This window comes from Pseudomonas donghuensis (genome assembly GCF_000259195.1).
GTDB classification, from domain to species: domain Bacteria; phylum Pseudomonadota; class Gammaproteobacteria; order Pseudomonadales; family Pseudomonadaceae; genus Aquipseudomonas; species Aquipseudomonas donghuensis.
Genome location: NZ_JH650763.1, coordinates 192,891 through 208,587, shown reverse-complemented (window position 1 = coordinate 208,587; position 15,697 = coordinate 192,891). Strand labels below are relative to the sequence as shown.

General features: G+C 61.9%; 12 protein-coding genes. 6 read left to right on the top strand and 6 right to left on the bottom strand.

Features of this window, described 5'->3' with window-relative positions:
• Nucleotides 1-29 precede the first annotated feature (29 nt).
• The gene (locus UW3_RS0112335) at nucleotides 30-1,445 is read right to left on the bottom strand and encodes an acetyl-CoA carboxylase biotin carboxylase subunit (protein ID WP_010222792.1); all 1,416 of its coding nucleotides are present in this window, start codon (nucleotides 1,443-1,445) and stop codon (nucleotides 30-32) included.
• Nucleotides 1,446-1,648: 203 nt separating this feature from the next.
• On the opposite strand from UW3_RS0112335, the gene UW3_RS0112330 reads away from it, so the two are divergent.
• Nucleotides 1,649-2,596: a LysR family transcriptional regulator gene (locus UW3_RS0112330; protein WP_162471128.1), complete on the top strand. Its 948-nt coding sequence runs from the start codon at nucleotides 1,649-1,651 to the stop codon at nucleotides 2,594-2,596.
• Here the strand turns inward: UW3_RS0112330 and UW3_RS0112325 are convergent.
• Entirely contained in the window at nucleotides 2,538-2,756 is a 219-nt protein-coding gene (locus UW3_RS0112325) for a PA3496 family putative envelope integrity protein (protein WP_026001293.1), read from the bottom strand. The genes UW3_RS0112330 and UW3_RS0112325 overlap by 59 nt on opposite strands.
• 120 nt (nucleotides 2,757-2,876) lie before the next feature.
• Nucleotides 2,877-3,743 (bottom strand): transcriptional regulator HexR, encoded by an 867-nt coding sequence (hexR, locus tag UW3_RS0112320; RefSeq protein ID WP_010222789.1) that lies wholly within the window; start codon nucleotides 3,741-3,743, stop codon nucleotides 2,877-2,879.
• 104 nt (nucleotides 3,744-3,847) lie between these two features.
• Here hexR and zwf point away from each other — a divergent pair, with 104 nt between their 5' ends.
• Entirely contained in the window at nucleotides 3,848-5,290 is a 1,443-nt protein-coding gene (gene zwf / locus UW3_RS0112315) for a glucose-6-phosphate dehydrogenase (protein WP_010222788.1), read from the top strand.
• Here the strand turns inward: zwf and UW3_RS0112310 are convergent.
• Nucleotides 5,287-8,157: an EAL domain-containing protein gene (locus UW3_RS0112310; protein ID WP_010222787.1), complete on the bottom strand. Its 2,871-nt coding sequence runs from the start codon at nucleotides 8,155-8,157 to the stop codon at nucleotides 5,287-5,289. The two genes, zwf and UW3_RS0112310, sit on opposite strands and share 4 nt — an antisense overlap.
• 223 nt (nucleotides 8,158-8,380) lie before the next feature.
• On the opposite strand from UW3_RS0112310, the gene uvrD reads away from it, so the two are divergent.
• The 3 genes from uvrD to UW3_RS0112295 all read left to right on the top strand — a co-directional run bounded on the left by uvrD (nucleotide 8,381) and on the right by UW3_RS0112295 (nucleotide 12,118).
• A complete protein-coding gene (uvrD, locus tag UW3_RS0112305; RefSeq protein ID WP_010222786.1) occupies nucleotides 8,381-10,564 on the top strand; it encodes a DNA helicase II in 2,184 nt (727 codons plus the stop codon).
• Between the two features lie 179 nt (nucleotides 10,565-10,743).
• On the top strand, nucleotides 10,744-11,598 hold the full coding sequence (locus UW3_RS0112300; protein ID WP_010222785.1) for a TIM44-like domain-containing protein: 855 nt from the start codon (nucleotides 10,744-10,746) through the stop codon (nucleotides 11,596-11,598).
• A gap of 112 nt (nucleotides 11,599-11,710) precedes the next feature.
• Nucleotides 11,711-12,118 carry an SMI1/KNR4 family protein gene (locus tag UW3_RS0112295; RefSeq protein ID WP_010222784.1) on the top strand — a complete coding sequence of 136 codons (408 nt, stop codon included), beginning with the start codon at nucleotides 11,711-11,713 and terminating at the stop codon, nucleotides 12,116-12,118.
• 134 nt (nucleotides 12,119-12,252) lie between these two features.
• Here UW3_RS0112295 and UW3_RS0112290 read toward each other — a convergent pair whose 3' ends face one another.
• Nucleotides 12,253-14,013, bottom strand: a complete 1,761-nt coding sequence (locus tag UW3_RS0112290) for a cation:proton antiporter (RefSeq protein ID WP_010222783.1) — start codon at nucleotides 14,011-14,013, stop codon at nucleotides 12,253-12,255.
• A gap of 324 nt (nucleotides 14,014-14,337) precedes the next feature.
• Here UW3_RS0112290 and UW3_RS0112285 point away from each other — a divergent pair, with 324 nt between their 5' ends.
• A complete protein-coding gene (locus UW3_RS0112285; protein WP_010222782.1) occupies nucleotides 14,338-14,823 on the top strand; it encodes an acyl-CoA thioesterase in 486 nt (161 codons plus the stop codon).
• Here the strand turns inward: UW3_RS0112285 and pdxY are convergent.
• Nucleotides 14,820-15,692 (bottom strand): pyridoxal kinase PdxY, encoded by an 873-nt coding sequence (gene pdxY / locus UW3_RS0112280; protein WP_010222781.1) that lies wholly within the window; start codon nucleotides 15,690-15,692, stop codon nucleotides 14,820-14,822. The genes UW3_RS0112285 and pdxY overlap by 4 nt on opposite strands.
• Nucleotides 15,693-15,697 lie beyond the last annotated feature (5 nt).

Below are 15,697 nucleotides of genomic sequence, written 5' to 3'. Positions count from 1 at the left end.
AGCTTGCCGCTTGCAGCTTGCGGCTGCATTCATAGGCCTGCGTGGGCGGCGATGGCGGCAGCGATGGCCAGGGCCAGCTCTTCGGGTTTGCGCTTGATCGAGTAGTTGGTCAGTTCCGGATGGCTTTCAACGAAGCTGGTATTGAACTGACCGCTGCGAAATTCCGGGTTGCGCAGGATTTCCTGGTAATAGGCGGCGGTGGTCTTCACCCCTTGCACGCGCATGTCGTCCAGGGCCCGCAGGCCGCGGTCCATGGCTTCTTCCCAGGTCAGCGCCCAGACCACCAGTTTCAGGCACATGGAGTCATAGAACGGTGGAATGGTGTAGCCGGTGTAGATCGCCGTGTCGGTACGCACGCCCGGGCCGCCGGGTGCGTAGTAACGGGTGATCTTGCCGAAGCTGGGCAGGAAGTTGTTTTTCGGGTCTTCGGCATTGATCCGGAACTGCAAAGCAAAGCCGCGGTGCTGGATGTCTTCCTGTTTGACCGACAGCGGCAGGCCGGAAGCGATGCGGATCTGCTCGCGGACGATGTCGATGCCGGTGATTTCTTCGGTGATAGTGTGCTCCACCTGCACCCGGGTATTCATCTCCATGAAGTACACCTCGCCATCGGCGAGCAGGAACTCCACGGTACCGGCGTTCTCGTAACCCACGGCCTTGGCCGCGCGCACCGACAGGTCACCGATGTAGGCGCGCTGCTCGGGGGTCAGTTGCGGGCTCGGAGCGATTTCGATGAGCTTCTGGTTGCGCCGCTGGATCGAGCAGTCGCGCTCGAACAGGTGCACGACGTTGCCGAAGCTGTCACCAAGGATCTGCGCCTCGATGTGCTTGGGATTGACGATGCATTTTTCCAGGAACACTTCCGCCGAACCGAAAGCCTTGGTTGCCTCGGAGATCACCCGCGGGAACGCTTGCTCCAGCTCTTCACGGCTGTTGCAGCGACGAATACCGCGGCCGCCACCACCGGAAGTGGCCTTGAGCATCACCGGATAACCGATGCGATCGCCTTCGAGCAGCGCTTCATGGATGTCGGCGACGTTGCCCTCGGTGCCCGGGGTGACCGGTACACCGGCCTTGATCATGCTGCGGCGAGCTTCGGTCTTGTCACCCATGCGGCGAATGACTTCAGCCGAAGGGCCGATGAATTTGATCCCACGTTCGGCGCAGATGTCCGCAAGTTCAGCGTTCTCAGACAGAAAACCATAACCGGGATGCAACGCATCACAACCGGTTTCCACGGCCAGGTTCACCAGCTTGCGCGGGTTCAGGTAGCCGGCCAGGGGCTCGGCACCAATGCTGTGGGCCTCATCGGCACGTTTGACGTGCAAGGCATGGCGGTCGGCGTCTGAGTAGATCGCCACGGAACGGATGCCCATCTCGGCGCAGGCACGCACGATTCGAACAGCAATTTCACCGCGGTTGGCGATCAGGATCTTTTTTATCACTGGAGTATTCCCAAGGCCGCTAGAACAATCGAGCCGGCGTCGCCGGTCGGCGCGTGACCAATCGTCGCTGGCCAGTCGCATCTTTACCCTAGCGCTGTCTCTGGATAAACAAAAATCAATATTTATTAGGGTGTGCATAAGCAAAAGCTTATAGTGCTGTTACAAGGTTTTGCCGGGGCTTGAGAGAAATGCGTAAGTCATTGATGCGTATGACATTGCGTCAACTTCAGATCTTCAATGAGGTCTGTGATTTGCGTTCCTATAGCCGGGCCGCCGAGGAGATGAACCTGACGCAACCCGCCGTTAGTCTACAGATCCGCCAACTCGAAGAACTGGTCGGCCAGCCGCTGTTCGAGTACGTCGGCAAAAAGCTCTACCTGACCGACGCCGCCGAGGCATTGCAGCGCGCCAGCCGCGACATCTTCGGGCGCCTGGAGAGCCTCGACATGCAGCTCTCGGACATGCAGGGCTCGCTGCAAGGGCAACTGAAGCTGGCGGTCGAGTCCAGTGCCAAATACTTCGTCCCGCACCTGTTCGCCGCCTTCAAGCGCTTGCACCCTGAGGTCAATCTTACCCTCACGGTAGTGAACCGGGCCCAGGCCATCCGTCGCCTCTCGGACAACCGCGATGACCTGATCATCATGTCCATGGTGCCTCAGGACATGGGCCTGGAGTTCCTGCCATTCCTGAACAATCCAATTGTAGCCGTGGCGCCGCCCGATCACCCACTGTGCAAGCTCGACAGCCTGCGCCTGCAGGACCTTGAGCCGCACACCCTGCTGGTGCGCGAACAGGGCTCGGGGACGCGCAAGGCTTGCGAAGAGTACTTCAAGGAAAAGCGTGTGCACTTCACCCAGACGCTGGAGGTGGCCTCGGCCGATGCCCAGCGCGAATGCGTGATCGCAGGCCTGGGCATTGCCCTGCTGACCCGCCACGCGCTGAACCTGGAACTGGCCACTGGCGTGCTGCGCGAGCTGCCGGTCGAAGAGCTGCCACTGTACCGCAGTTGGTGCGTAGTGCAGTCCAAGGCCAAGCGGCAGTCGCCGGTGGCCCTGGCCTTTTTAGCGTTCATTCGTAGCGAACGTGCGCAGATCAGCGGGCTTGTTGAGCGTTTCTCGGGGATTCTGCCGCCGATACCTGCCACACGCTGAGGGTCTGCAGGTCGGCGTAGTCGGTGATTTCCTGCAGCAGGCGGCGCTGCTCGGAGTAGCTTTCGATCGCGCGGCGAAACTCCATGCGACGCTGATCTTTTTCCTGCTGCTTGCGGGATTTGGCGTTGGGTTGGTACGAGCCATCGAATTCACGAGCCATTGCATATCTCCCTTTTCGAGTGCGGGAGCTTCAGCCTGACGACGTGGCATTACGATTTGGCGGCGAGCCAATGACAAATCAATGAACCTGTAGGAGCGGGCTTGCCCGCTCCTACAGGCCTCAGTCGTCCATAGCCTTGATCGACTTGGGCGACAAACGCAGGCTGCGTAAGCTGCGCTTGACGCTCTTGAGGTGGTTGACCAGGCTCGGCCCGCGGGCCATGGCAACGCCCATGGCCAGCACGTCGATCACCACCAGGTGGGCGATACGCGAGGTCAGGGGGGTGTAGATCTCGGTGTCTTCGTGCACGTCGATGGCCAGGTTGACGGTCGACAGCTCGGCAAGCGGCGTCTGGCTCGGGCACAGGGTGATCAGCGTGGCGCCGCTTTCGCGCACCAGGTTGGCGGTGATCAGCAGGTCCTTGGAGCGCCCCGACTGGGAGATGCAGATCGCCACATCGCCAGGCTTGAGGGTAACCGCCGACATCGCCTGCATGTGCGGGTCGGAGTAAGCCGCCGCCGTCAGCAACAGGCGGAAGAACTTGTGCTGGGCATCGGCCGCCACCGCACCCGAGGCACCAAAACCATAGAACTCGACGCGCTGGGCCTGGGCCATGGCCGTAACCGCACGTTGCAAGGCCTGCGGGTCGAGGTGCTCGCGCACCTCCATCAGCGTATGCAAGGTGGTGTCGAAGATCTTCAGGCTGTAGTCGGCAACCGAGTCGTCCTCATGAATCGCGAACTGGCCGAAACTCGCCCCCGCCGCCAGGCTCTGGGCCAGCTTGAGCTTGAGGTCCTGAAAGCCGGAACAACCGATCGCACGGCAAAAGCGCACGATAGTCGGCTCGCTGATACCAACGCTGTGGGCAAGGTCGGCCATGGAGCTATGCATGACGGCCGCTGGATCAAGCAGCACGTGATCGGCAACCTTGAGTTCCGATTTGCGTAGCAGATGGCGCGACTGGGCGATGTGTTGCAACAGATTCAAGGGCAGGACTCGGTTATGATCGACTGACCGGGTTGTAGCTTTCTTGTAGTTATACTACATGACCGGCGACCCGCCCAGCTAAACGAACTAGGAGAGTGGTGGTATTGACTATCCCTTGCGACATCATGGTGTTCGGCGGCACCGGTGACCTGGCCCTGCACAAACTGCTTCCGGCGCTCTACCACCTGTATCGCGAGGCTCGCCTGCACCCGGCCGTACGCATCATTGCCCTGGCCCGCAGCAATCTGCCGCGCAATGAATTCCTCAAGCTCGCCGAACGCCGCTGCCGGGCGCAGATTGCCCGCGCCGACTTCGATGAAGATGTCTGGGCGCGCTTCTCTGCACGGCTGGACTACTTCCCCATGGACGCCTCGCAAAGCGCCGATTTCGTCCGCCTGGCGCGCTTTCTCGGTGAAGCGGGCGGCCTGACCCGGATCTACTACCTGGCCACCGCACCCAATCTGTTCGTGCCGATAGCCAACCACCTGAAAGTCGCAGGCCTGGCCGATCACGACGCGCGTATCGTGCTGGAAAAGCCCATTGGCCACTCGCTGGAATCGGCCACGGCAATCAACCAGGCCTTTGGCGCCGTTTTCGCTGAATCGCAGGTGTTTCGCATCGACCACTACCTGGGCAAGGAGACGGTGCAGAACCTCATGGCCCTGCGCTTTGCCAATGCCCTGCTCGAACCGGTATGGCGCAACAACCAGGTCGATCATGTGCAGATCAGCGTCTGCGAAACCCTCGGCGTAGAAAATCGCGGCGCCTACTACGACCGTGCCGGCGCCACCCGCGACATGCTGCAAAACCACCTGTTGCAACTGCTCTGCCTGGTGGCCATGGAACCGCCAGCGCAGTTCGAGGCCGAGGCGGTGCGTGACGAAAAAGTAAAGATTCTCAAGGCCCTGCAACCGATCACCGGCCAGGATGTACAAGACAAGACCGTGCGCGGCCAATACAGCGCCGGCAAGATCGGCGGCCAGGAAGTACCGGCCTACTATTTCGAGAAAGACGTCGACAACGACAGCGATACCGAGACGTTCGTCGCCGTAGAAGCGCATATCAATAACTGGCGCTGGGCCGGCGTACCGTTCTATTTGCGCACCGGCAAGCGCCTGGCCAAGCGCTCGTCGCAGATCGTCATCCAGTTCAAACCCGTGCCGCACCGCCTGTTTGAGGGCGACCAGGCCAACCAGTTGCTGATCCAGCTACAACCCGATGAGCGTATCAGCCTGCAGATGATGACCAAGACCCCCGGCAAGGGCATGCGCCTGGAGCCGGTGGAACTGAACCTCAACCTGGCCCAGGTCTTCGGCCAGACCCGTCGCTGGGACGCCTATGAGCGCCTGTTGCTGGATGTGCTCGAAGGCGATTCGACGCTGTTCATGCGCCGTGACGAAGTCGAGGCTGCCTGGGCCTGGGTCGACCCGATCCTCACCGGCTGGCAGGAGCACTTCCAGGCGCCGCGCCCCTACCACGCCGGCTCCAACGGCCCGGATCAGGCCCACAGCCTGCTGGCGCACCAGGGCCGCGCCTGGCACCTCTAGAAGCTGTAGTGACTGGCCAGTAGCTCGGCCAGCTCCTGCGCCGGTACCGGCCGGCTGATCAGGTAACCCTGCACTTCATTGCAGCCTTGCTTGCGCAAAAACTCCAGCTGTTCATGGGTCTCGACGCCCTCCGCGACCACCTGAAGGTCGAGGCTCTGGGCCATGGCGATGATTGCCCGGGTGATCGCGGCATCTTCACTGCCTTCGCTCAGGCCGCGGATAAAGGCCTGATCGATCTTTACGTAATCCACCGGGAAGCGCTTGAGGTAGCTGAGCGATGAGTAGCCCGTGCCAAAGTCATCGATGGCCAGCTTCACTCCCAGTTCGTGCAACTGGCGGAAGGTGGCGATGATGTGTTCAACGCTATCGAGCAACTGGCTCTCGGTCAGTTCCAGCTCCAGCAGATGCGGCGCCAGGCCACTTTCATCGAGCACCTGGCGCACCAGGCTGACCAGCTTGCCGTGGCGCAACTGATAGACCGACAGGTTCACCGATACACGGATCGGCGCAAGCCCCATGCGCTGCCACTCGCAGGCCTGCCAACAGGCCTGGCGCAGAACGAATTCGCCCATCGGCGCAATCAGGCCGGTTTCTTCGGCCAGGCCGATAAAGTCCGACGGCGGTACCATGCCCCACTGCGGATGCTGCCAGCGCACCAGCGCCTCGGCAGCATGCAGACGGCCAGTGGCCAGGCACAGCTTGGGCTGGTAGTAGACCTGTAGCTGACGCTCCTCGATGGCCTTGCGCAGGTGGTTTTCCAGTTGCAGGCGCTGCAGGGTACTGGCCTGCAGGCTCTCGGTGTAGAACTGGAAGTTGTCGCCGCCCAGGTGCTTGGCGTGCTGCATGGCGGTGTTGGCCTGGCTGACCAGTACCGTGACATCCCGCGAGGTATCGGCCAGCAGGCTGATGCCTACCGAGGCGCTGATCACCAGCTCGTGGCCATCGACCCGCAGCGGTACGCGCAGCTTGTCCAGCAAACGGCTGGCCACACGCACCAGGCTCGACAGGTTGCTGTAGGCATCGAACAGCACGGCAAACTCGTCGCCGGACAGGCGCGCCACCGTATCGGCCTCGGGCATGGCATTGCTGATGCGCTGGGCCATTTGCTTGAGCAACTGGTCGGCAACTTCGTGGCCAAGGCTGTCATTGAGCAGCTTGAAGCGGTCCAGGTCGATGTGCAGCAAGGCCAGGCCGCGCCCGCTCTGGCGCAGGCGCTCGCCGGCCTCATGCAGGCGCAGGCGGAACAGGGCGCGGTTGGCCAGGCCCGTCAGCTCGTCGTAGTGCGCCAGGTACCGCAGGCGCTCCTCGGACTCGCGGCGCGCCGACAGGTCGGTAAAGAAGCCGACGATGCTGGTCAGATTGCCCCGTGCATCGCGCACGCCATTGAGCTGCAGCCACTGTGGATAAAGCTCGCCGTTCTTGCGCGCCTCGACCAGTTCCCCCTGCCAGTTGCCCTGCTGCTCCAGTGCCAGCTCAATGGCCTGAGAGTGGCGACGGGCGTCGCGACTGCAGGGCAGTTCCAGTAACCGGCCCTGAAGCAATTCTTCGCGGTTGTAGCCGGTAACCCGGCAGAAGGCCTGATTGACCGCCAGCAACACATAATCAGGGTCGAGAATCACGATGCCTTCGCTGGCCGCCTCAAATACGGTGGCGGCCATGCGCTGCTGTTCTTCCTGGGCTTTTTGCGCACTGATATCCCGGCGGGTGCCAAGCATGCGCAGCACCCGCCCGCTGGCACTGCGCTCCACTGCCCGGCCTCGGTCCTCGATCCAGCACCAGTGGCCCTGGCGGTGACGCACCCGGTAGTCGATGCGGTAATCCTCGCTGCGGCCCTTGAGGTGTTCGACCAGGGTGCGCTTGAGCAGCGGCACGTCATCGGGATGCAGGCGTGGCTTGAGGTGCGCGAGCATTTCCTGAACCTGGTCAGGCTCCAGGCCAAACAACTCGCGCAACTGGGTATGGTGGATCTCGTCGGTTTCCAGGTTCCAGTCCCACAGCCCCAGTTCGCTGGCCTCCAGGGCCAGGGCCAGACGCTGTTCGCTCTTGCTCAGGGCCTGGTTGGCAGCATCCAGCTCCTGGCTGCGCTGGGCGACGCGCGACTCCAGGCCTACTTGCGCCTCGCGCAGTTGCTCCTCGATCAGCCGACGCTGCTCGACCTCCTCGGCCAATGCCTGGTTAAGTCGTTCGCTGCGGCTTTGTGCCGTTTGCAGGTGCTCGATCAGCTCCTGATTCTGAAAGCGCCGCAACAGCCCACGCTCGATCAGCCGGTTGACCTGCCAGGCCACCACTGACAAGGCGAGCAATAAAATCAGGCCAAGCCAGCCCCAGCCACGCTGCTGCTCATCGCCATTGCAGAACAGGAAGGCAATCGGCGGCAGCAGGCACGGCAAGGTAAAACTAAGGAAGGCCGGCAGGCTGACGGCATAGGCGACGCTGGCCGATAGCGTTGCCGCCCCCAGCAGGCCGAATACCCAGGCCTGCTGGACGAAGTTATCCACCGGCACCAGGGCGATCGCCGCGCTGGCCAGGGTCAGGCCACTGAAGGCCGAACCGAACAGGAACATTCGCCACCAGCTTGGCTGGGCCTGTCGAGCGGGCATGGCGGCATCGAAGGCGGCGACCTGGATCACCCGCAAGGCCACCAACGCCGTCAGCCAGACAATCCATATACTGACCAATAGGTAGCGCGCCGGGCTCCACAGCAACCAGGCACAGACCAGACCATTGAGCAGCATGAACAGGGTCGGCAGCAATGAGCCCTGATACAGCAGGCGGGTGCGCTCGACGGCCAGTTGGGTTGCGAAGTGCTTGCGAATACTCCGGCGCGCTTCGGAAGGGGCGCTCATGGAGTCGGAACCAAGAGTCATAGGCAGTGTTCTTGTAATGGTTAGCCTTAAACGTGCACGGAGCATACACAAGCAAGCTCTCGGGCCAAACTGCTCTGGATCATAATTATTTCATTGCGTTTCCCGACGGCAGGCGCTCAAGCACGCAGGCCTTGGGCTGCAGCCGATGACCAGCCAGTCGTCAGCGGCAAGTTTTTCTACTGTATATTTGCCCAAGGGTCGTCTGCGCCCCTAAAATGGCCGGATGCGCGATGATCTCTCTCTCCTGTTGAACTCTCTCAACGACGCCCAACGCCAGGCTGTAGCTGCGCCGGTCGGTCGTCAGTTGGTCCTGGCCGGTGCCGGCTCCGGCAAGACCCGTGTGCTGGTGCACCGCATCGCCTGGTTGATCCAGGTCGTGCAGGCCTCGCCGCACTCGATCCTGTCGGTGACCTTCACCAACAAGGCCGCTGCCGAGATGCGCCAGCGTATCGAACAGCTGATGGGCATCAACCCGGCCGGCATGTGGGTAGGCACCTTCCACGGCCTGGCGCACCGCCTGTTGCGCGCGCACTGGCAAGAGGCGGGGCTGAACCAGAACTTCCAGATCCTCGACAGCGACGACCAGCAGCGCCTGGTCAAGCGGGTGATCCGCGAGCTGGGCCTGGATGAACAACGCTGGCCAGCGCGCCAGGCACAATGGTTCATCAACGGGCAGAAAGACGAAGGCCTGCGCCCGCAACACATCCAGGCCAGTGGCGACCTGTTCCTGGGCACCATGCGCAGCATCTATGAAGCCTACGAGACCGCCTGCCAGCGCGCCGGCGTCATCGACTTCTCCGAGCTGCTGCTGCGCGCCCTGGACCTGTGGCGTGACCACCCTGGCCTGCTCGAGCACTACCAGCGGCGCTTCCGTCATGTGCTGGTCGACGAATTCCAGGATACCAACGCCGTGCAGTACGCCTGGCTGCGGCTGCTGGCCAAGGGCGGTGACAGCCTGATGGTGGTCGGCGACGACGACCAGTCGATTTATGGCTGGCGTGGCGCCAAGATCGAGAACATCCATCAGTACACTGCCGACTTCCCTGACGCCGAGCTGATCCGCCTGGAGCAGAACTACCGCTCCACCGCCGGTATCCTCAAGGCGGCCAACGCCCTGATCGCCAACAACAGCGGGCGCCTGGGCAAAGAGCTGTGGACCGACGGTGGCGATGGCGAACCGCTGAGCCTGTACGCCGCCTTCAACGAGCACGACGAAGCCCGCTACGTGGTCGAGAGCATCGAAAGCGCGCTCAAGACCGGCCTGGCCCGCAGCGATATTGCCATCCTGTATCGCTCCAACGCCCAGTCGCGGGTGCTTGAAGAAGCACTGCTGCGCGAACGCATTCCTTACCGCATCTATGGCGGCCAGCGCTTCTTCGAGCGTGCCGAGATCAAGAACGCCATGGCCTACCTGCGCCTGCTCGAAGGCCGCGGCAACGACGCCGCCCTTGAGCGGGTGATCAACGTGCCGCCGCGCGGCATCGGTGAGAAGACCGTCGAAGCGATTCGCGAACACGCCCGCCACGCCCAGGTCTCGATGTGGGAGTCGATGAGCCTGCTGATCGCCAACAAGGCGCTCAAGGGCCGCGCTGCCAGCGCCCTGGGCGCGTTCATGGAAATGATCGAGAACCTCGCCGCCAAGGTCATGGAAATGCCCCTGCACCTGATGACCCAGACGGTCATCGAGCAGTCCGGGCTGATCGTCTATCACCAGGAAGAAAAAGGCGAAAAAGGCCAGGCCCGGGTAGAGAACCTTGAGGAACTGGTCAGCGCCGCGCGCAACTTCGAAAACAGCGAAGAAGACGCCGAACTGTCGCCATTGGCGGCCTTCCTCGGCCACGCCTCGCTGGAAGCCGGCGACGCCCAGGCCGACGAGCACGAAGACAGCATCCAGCTGATGACCCTGCACAGTGCCAAGGGCCTGGAATTCCCTCACGTATTCCTGGTCGGCATGGAAGAAGGCCTGTTCCCGCACAAGATGAGCCTGGAAGAACCCGGCCGCCTTGAAGAGGAGCGCCGCCTGGCCTACGTCGGCATCACCCGCGCCATGCAGCAACTGGTGATGACCTATGCCGAGACTCGCCGGCTGTATGGCAGCGAGACCTACAACAAGGTCTCGCGCTTCGTACGCGAAATTCCGGCAGGCCTGGTTCAGGAAGTGCGCCTGTCCAACAGCGTCAGCCGCCCGTTCAGCTCCGGCCAGCAGCAGAACTCGAGCAGCCTGTTTGCCAACGCCAACATTCCGCAGACCGCCTTCAACCTGGGTCAGCGTGTGCAACATGCGGTGTTCGGCGAAGGGGTGATCCTCAACTTCGAGGGTTCCGGCGCCCAGGCCCGGGTCCAGGTCAACTTCGCCGAAGGCAGCAAGTGGCTGATGCTTGGCTACGCCAAGCTTGAGGCCCTGTAGGAGCGGGCTTGCCCCGCGATGCAATGTGACTTGCAAACCGCAAATCGCGGGGCAAGCCCGCTCCTACAGCGTATACAGACAATTCAGGCAAAAGCTGGAAACATTATGGCGCTGGTCATGTGTCCTACAACCTGTGCACCATGACGCGCGTGCAATCCACAAAACGGGAATACCCTTCTATGCAACGTTTTCTTAGCATCGCTTTGGCGCTGTGCATCGGCCTGACGATGAGTCTCGACGCCAACGCCAAACGCTTCGGCGGCGGCAAGAGCTCGGGCGCCGCGCCAACCCACCAGACCCGTCAGGCGGCCCCGACGACTCCGGCTGCCTCGCCAACCGCGCCAGGTCGCGCACCTGCCGCCGCCAGTGGTGCTTCGCGCTGGCTTGGCCCTCTGGCCGGCCTCGCCGCCGGTGGCCTGCTGGCCTCCATGTTCATGGGCGACGGCTTCCAGGGCATGCAGATCTTCGACATCCTGATCATGGCGCTGATCGCCTTCCTGGTGTTCCGCTTCATCGCCGCCCGTCGCCGCAAGCAGCAGCCGCAAATGGCCGCCGCCGGCCACGCGCCATTCCAGCGCGAAGTGCACCAGCAGCCAGCCCAGCCGTCGATCTTCGGTGGTTCCGCTGCGCCTGCCGCCGCTGCCCGCCCGGTGATCAATGCACCGGCCTGGTTCAACGAACAGAGCTTCCTGGCCGCTGCCCGCAACCACTTCCAGTCGCTGCAGCAGCACTGGGATGCCAATGAAATGGACAAGATCGCCGAATTCGTCACCCCTCAGATGCTGCAGTTCCTCAAGCAGGAGCGCGCTGATCTGGGTGATGGCTTCCAGTCCACCTACATTGACGACCTGAACGTGCAGCTCGAAGGTGTCGACGACCGCGCCGACAAGACCATCGCCACCCTGACCTTCAGCGGCGTGTCGAAAACCTCGCGCTTTGACCAGGGCGAACCGTTCAGCGAAAGCTGGAACATGGAACGCGCCCAAGGCGAAAACCAGCCTTGGCTGGTTGCCGGGATCCGCCAGAACGGCTGATATTGAGGCATTGCACAAAAAAACCCCGGGCTTGTCCCGGGGTTTTGCTTTTAGCGCAGCGGGCTACTAGGGTATAACGCGCAGCGTGTCGTAAAGGTTAGAGGATAGAACCGTGGAAGAAGTCATCGAACAGCTCCGAGAAGCCAATGAACCGGTACCGGTGCCGCTGGAGTTGCCGGACGAAGACCAGCTGGTCGAAATCGAAGAAGAGTTGTTTATCAACATTCCGTTCGTGTTCAAGGAGTTCCTGCTGACAGTCAGCGACGTGGTCTACGGTAGCCTCGAGCCGGTCACTGTCACCGACCCGCAGTCGCATACCTACTTGCCGGACGTGGCGGCCAATGCCTGGGATGCCGGCGTGCCGCGCGACCTGATCCCGATCTGCCAGGACGGCGACGACTACTACTGCGTCGAAGAAGATGGCACCGTGGTGCTGTGGTCCGGTGAAGAAGAGATCGTTACCGAAGACAGCTGGGAGTCGGTCTGGCACTGGGCCCGAGACGTCTGGCTGGAAAGCTGAATGAGAAATAACCACACAAAGTAATGGCTCTTGGCTATTAATGTTCGTAGAATCGCCACGCCTTCCTGCGCGTGGCGCTTCGCTACCGCTCCATCCCCTCGGACATTCGAACCGCCCCGCGCAGGAAGCGCCTCTTAGTGGTGGTTCTCCTGGTTGTTTTCCAGGGTTTCCAGCAAAGCGATCTGCATGCGTGTGTGCACACGGATGAACCAGCGCCACAGCACTGCCACCACCACCGCCGCGACCACCACGATCAGCAACAGCAGCTCGCTGGTCGGCAGGATACTGGCCGACAACGCCGCTAGCAGCAGGAAAATCACCAGCAGCGACAGCAGCGGAATCACCTCGGCGATCACCCGTCGCACCCGCTGGGTATGCCGCCCGGCCATCTCCGGCTTGACCCCCATCTCCGCCAGCAACATCGACAGTGCCTTGAGCTTGCGGTACGCCGCGATCAGGAACGGCAGCGACAGCATCAGCGCCGCGCCCCAGATCAAGGCCTTCTGCTGGCCAATATCGCTGACCCACTCGCTCAGGTAGTCACCAATGCGGGCGGCGAAATAACCACCGCTGAAGAAGATCGCCACCACCAGCGCCAGGTTCACCCCCACTTGCAGCAGAATCCGCCGGATCATCGAGGCCAGCATCGCCCCTTCGCCATGGGGTTGAATGCTGCGCAGCCACTCGCCATACAGCGACAACACCCGCGCCAGACGCCCCGGCACGACCTTGGCCAGCTTCAGCGACAACGGGTCGGCAGCGCGAATCAGGTAGGGCGTGAGCAGCGTGGTGATGGCCGATACCGCTACCGCCACCGGATAGAGGAAGTCGCTGGTGACCTGCAGGGTGATGCCCAGCGCGGCGATGATGAAAGAGAACTCGCCAATCTGTGACAGCCCCATCCCTACCCGCAGCGAGGTGCGTCCGTCGTTACCGGCGATAAAGGCGCCCATGCCGCAGGAAAGCATCTTGCCCAGCACCACGGCAATGGTGATGACCACGATCGGCCAGGCGTACTCGAGCAGGATCGACGGGTCGATCATCATGCCGATGGCAACGAAGAAGATGGCACTGAACAGGTCGCGAACCGGCTCGATCAGGCGCTCGATCTTCAGCAATTGCCGTGATTCCGCCATGATCGCACCGATCAGGAAGGCACCCAGGACCATGCTGTACTCAAGCTTGACCACCAGCAGGCAGAACCCGAAACACAGGCCCAGGACGGTGATCAGCAACATCTCATTGCTTTCGAAACGGGCCACGTACGCCAACAGGCGCGGCACCAGGAGGATGCCGATGACCAGCGCAACGATCATGAACAGCGACAGCTTGCCAACGGTGGAAAACACCTCGCCGGAGCTCACAGTGCCACTGACGGCGATGCCCGAGAGCAACGCGATGATGCCGATGCCAAGGATGTCTTCGACGATCAGCACACCGAAGATCAGCTGGGCAAAGCGCTCGTTCTTCATCTTCAGGTCGTTGAGCGCCTTGACGATGATGGTGGTCGAGGAGATCGCCAGGATCGCACCGAGGAACAGGGAGTCCATGGTGCTCCAGCCGAACCAGCGGCCGATCTCGAAGCCGATCCAGATCATCAGCACGATTTCCAGGAACGCTGCGATGAACGCTGTGGCCCCGACCTTGAACAGTTTGCGCAGGCTGAACTCCAGCCCCAGGCAAAACATCAGGAAGATCACCCCGAGCTCTGCCAGGGTCTTGATCGTGTCTTCGTCATGAATCAGGCCGAACGGCGGGGTGTGCGGGCCGATGATAAAGCCGGCAACGATGTAGCCAAGCACCACGGGCTGCTTGAAACGGTGAAACAGGATAGTGACCACCCCGGCAACCAGCATGATCACTGCCAAATCCTGAATAAAGCTGATGGCATGCACGGCGTGGGACTCCTTACCTGGTATCCAGAGACAAGCCGCAACCCACCCGAAGCATTGTCTGATTGAGTTACGGATACATAGCGTTTTAAATGTAGGAAGCCCACCTTGCATGGGCTTCCTCAGGTTAACACCGCCGCTTGTCGCTAGAAGCCGGTGCAATATGAAGAAACAGATCGACCAAAGCATCGCCGTAAATGGCACAAACAGCGTGACGGCAAGGCCGCTGTCAGCGTCCCGTCTTACTAGATGGGAATCGTATTGGGGGAAAGAAGCGTGAATAGCAATCGCCACCCCGCCTCAGCGCAACCTTACCGTGAGCACACTATGGAACCTGGAAACGCCCAGCTGTCGATGACCGTCCTGATGACCCCGGACATGGCCAACTTTTCTGGCAACGTCCACGGCGGCACCCTGCTCAAATACCTCGATGAAGTAGCCTATGCCTGCGCCAGCCGTTACGCCGGCCGTTATGTGGTGACCCTGTCGGTCGACCAGGTGGTCTTTCGCGAACCGGTGCATGTCGGCGAGCTGGTGACTTTCCTCGCCTCGGTCAACTACACCGGCAACACCTCGATGGAAGTCGGCATCAAAGTCGTCACCGAAAACATTCGCGAACGCTCGGTGCGCCACAGCAACAGCTGTTTCTTCACCATGGTCGCCGTCGACGATGACCGCAAGCCGGTGGCGGTGCCGCCCCGCCAGCCTGAAACCAGCGAAGAAAAGCGCCGTTTCCTGCAGGGCAAACAGCGCCGGCTGATCCGTCAGGAGCTGGAAAAGCGCTACCAGGAACTCAAGGGCGATGCCCTTTAAATGGCCAGGGGCTGCGCTGCAAAGCGCAGCCGTGGGTGCACGATGCGGTCCTGGGCACGCACCAGTTCCAGCTCGTAGCTGGCGCAGGCCTGGGTTTCCAGCAGCACTTCGTGCACTGCGGCGGCGGTGAATTCAAACGCCGTGACCCAGTCATCGCCCAGCAGCAAACGCGCCAGGAACAAGCCCGACGTCAGGTCACCCACGCCCACTGGCTGGCGCGCAAATGCCAGCAACGGGCGGCGGATAAGCCAGCTACCGTCGGCGGTAACCAGCAGCATTTCAAAGTCTTCGACACTGCGCCCGGGATAGGCCAGGTGCTTTACCAGGATAGCTTTCGGGCCTCGCACCAACAGGCTGCGGGCCATGCTGACACAGTCTTGCAGCGACTCGGCCCGGCGCCCGCAGAAGCTATCCAGCTCCAGCTGATTCGGGCACAGCACGTCGGCGGTGGTCAGTGCTTCTTCCACCAGGAACTCGCTGACCTCGGCCGGGACGATACAGCCCTTCTCCGGATGGCCCATCACCGGGTCGCACAGGTACAAGGCGCGCGGGTTGGCGGCCTTGATCCGGGCCACACCGCTGAGGATCGCCCGCCCCTGCTCGGCACTGCCCAGGTAGCCGGACAGCACCGCGTCGCAGTTGCCCAACTCACCGATCGTCGCAATCCCCTCAACCAGCGCAGGAATTTGCGCTGGAGCAAGCACTTCTCCGGTCCACTGACCATACTGAGTATGGTTGGAGAACTGCACGGTATTGAGCGGCCAGACCTTCACCCCGACCCGCTGCATGGGAAACACCGCAGCGCTGTTGCCGGCATGGCCGAAAACCACGTGGGACTGGATGGCGAGCAGATGCGGTGTACGTTTCATGCAGG

Excerpts from the sequence above, each read along its gene's own strand:
- UW3_RS0112330 (WP_162471128.1), top strand. The coding sequence starts at position 1,649 with ATGCGTATGACATTGCGTCAACTTCAGATCTTCAATGAGGTCTGTGAT.
- UW3_RS0112325 (WP_026001293.1), bottom strand. The coding sequence starts at position 2,756 with ATGGCTCGTGAATTCGATGGCTCGTACCAACCCAACGCCAAATCCCGC.
- UW3_RS0112310 (WP_010222787.1), bottom strand. The coding sequence starts at position 8,157 with ATGACTCTTGGTTCCGACTCCATGAGCGCCCCTTCCGAAGCGCGCCGG.
- uvrD (WP_010222786.1), top strand. The coding sequence starts at position 8,381 with ATGCGCGATGATCTCTCTCTCCTGTTGAACTCTCTCAACGACGCCCAA.
- UW3_RS0112300 (WP_010222785.1), top strand. The coding sequence starts at position 10,744 with ATGCAACGTTTTCTTAGCATCGCTTTGGCGCTGTGCATCGGCCTGACG.
- UW3_RS0112285 (WP_010222782.1), top strand. The coding sequence starts at position 14,338 with ATGGAACCTGGAAACGCCCAGCTGTCGATGACCGTCCTGATGACCCCG.
- pdxY (WP_010222781.1), bottom strand. The coding sequence starts at position 15,692 with ATGAAACGTACACCGCATCTGCTCGCCATCCAGTCCCACGTGGTTTTC.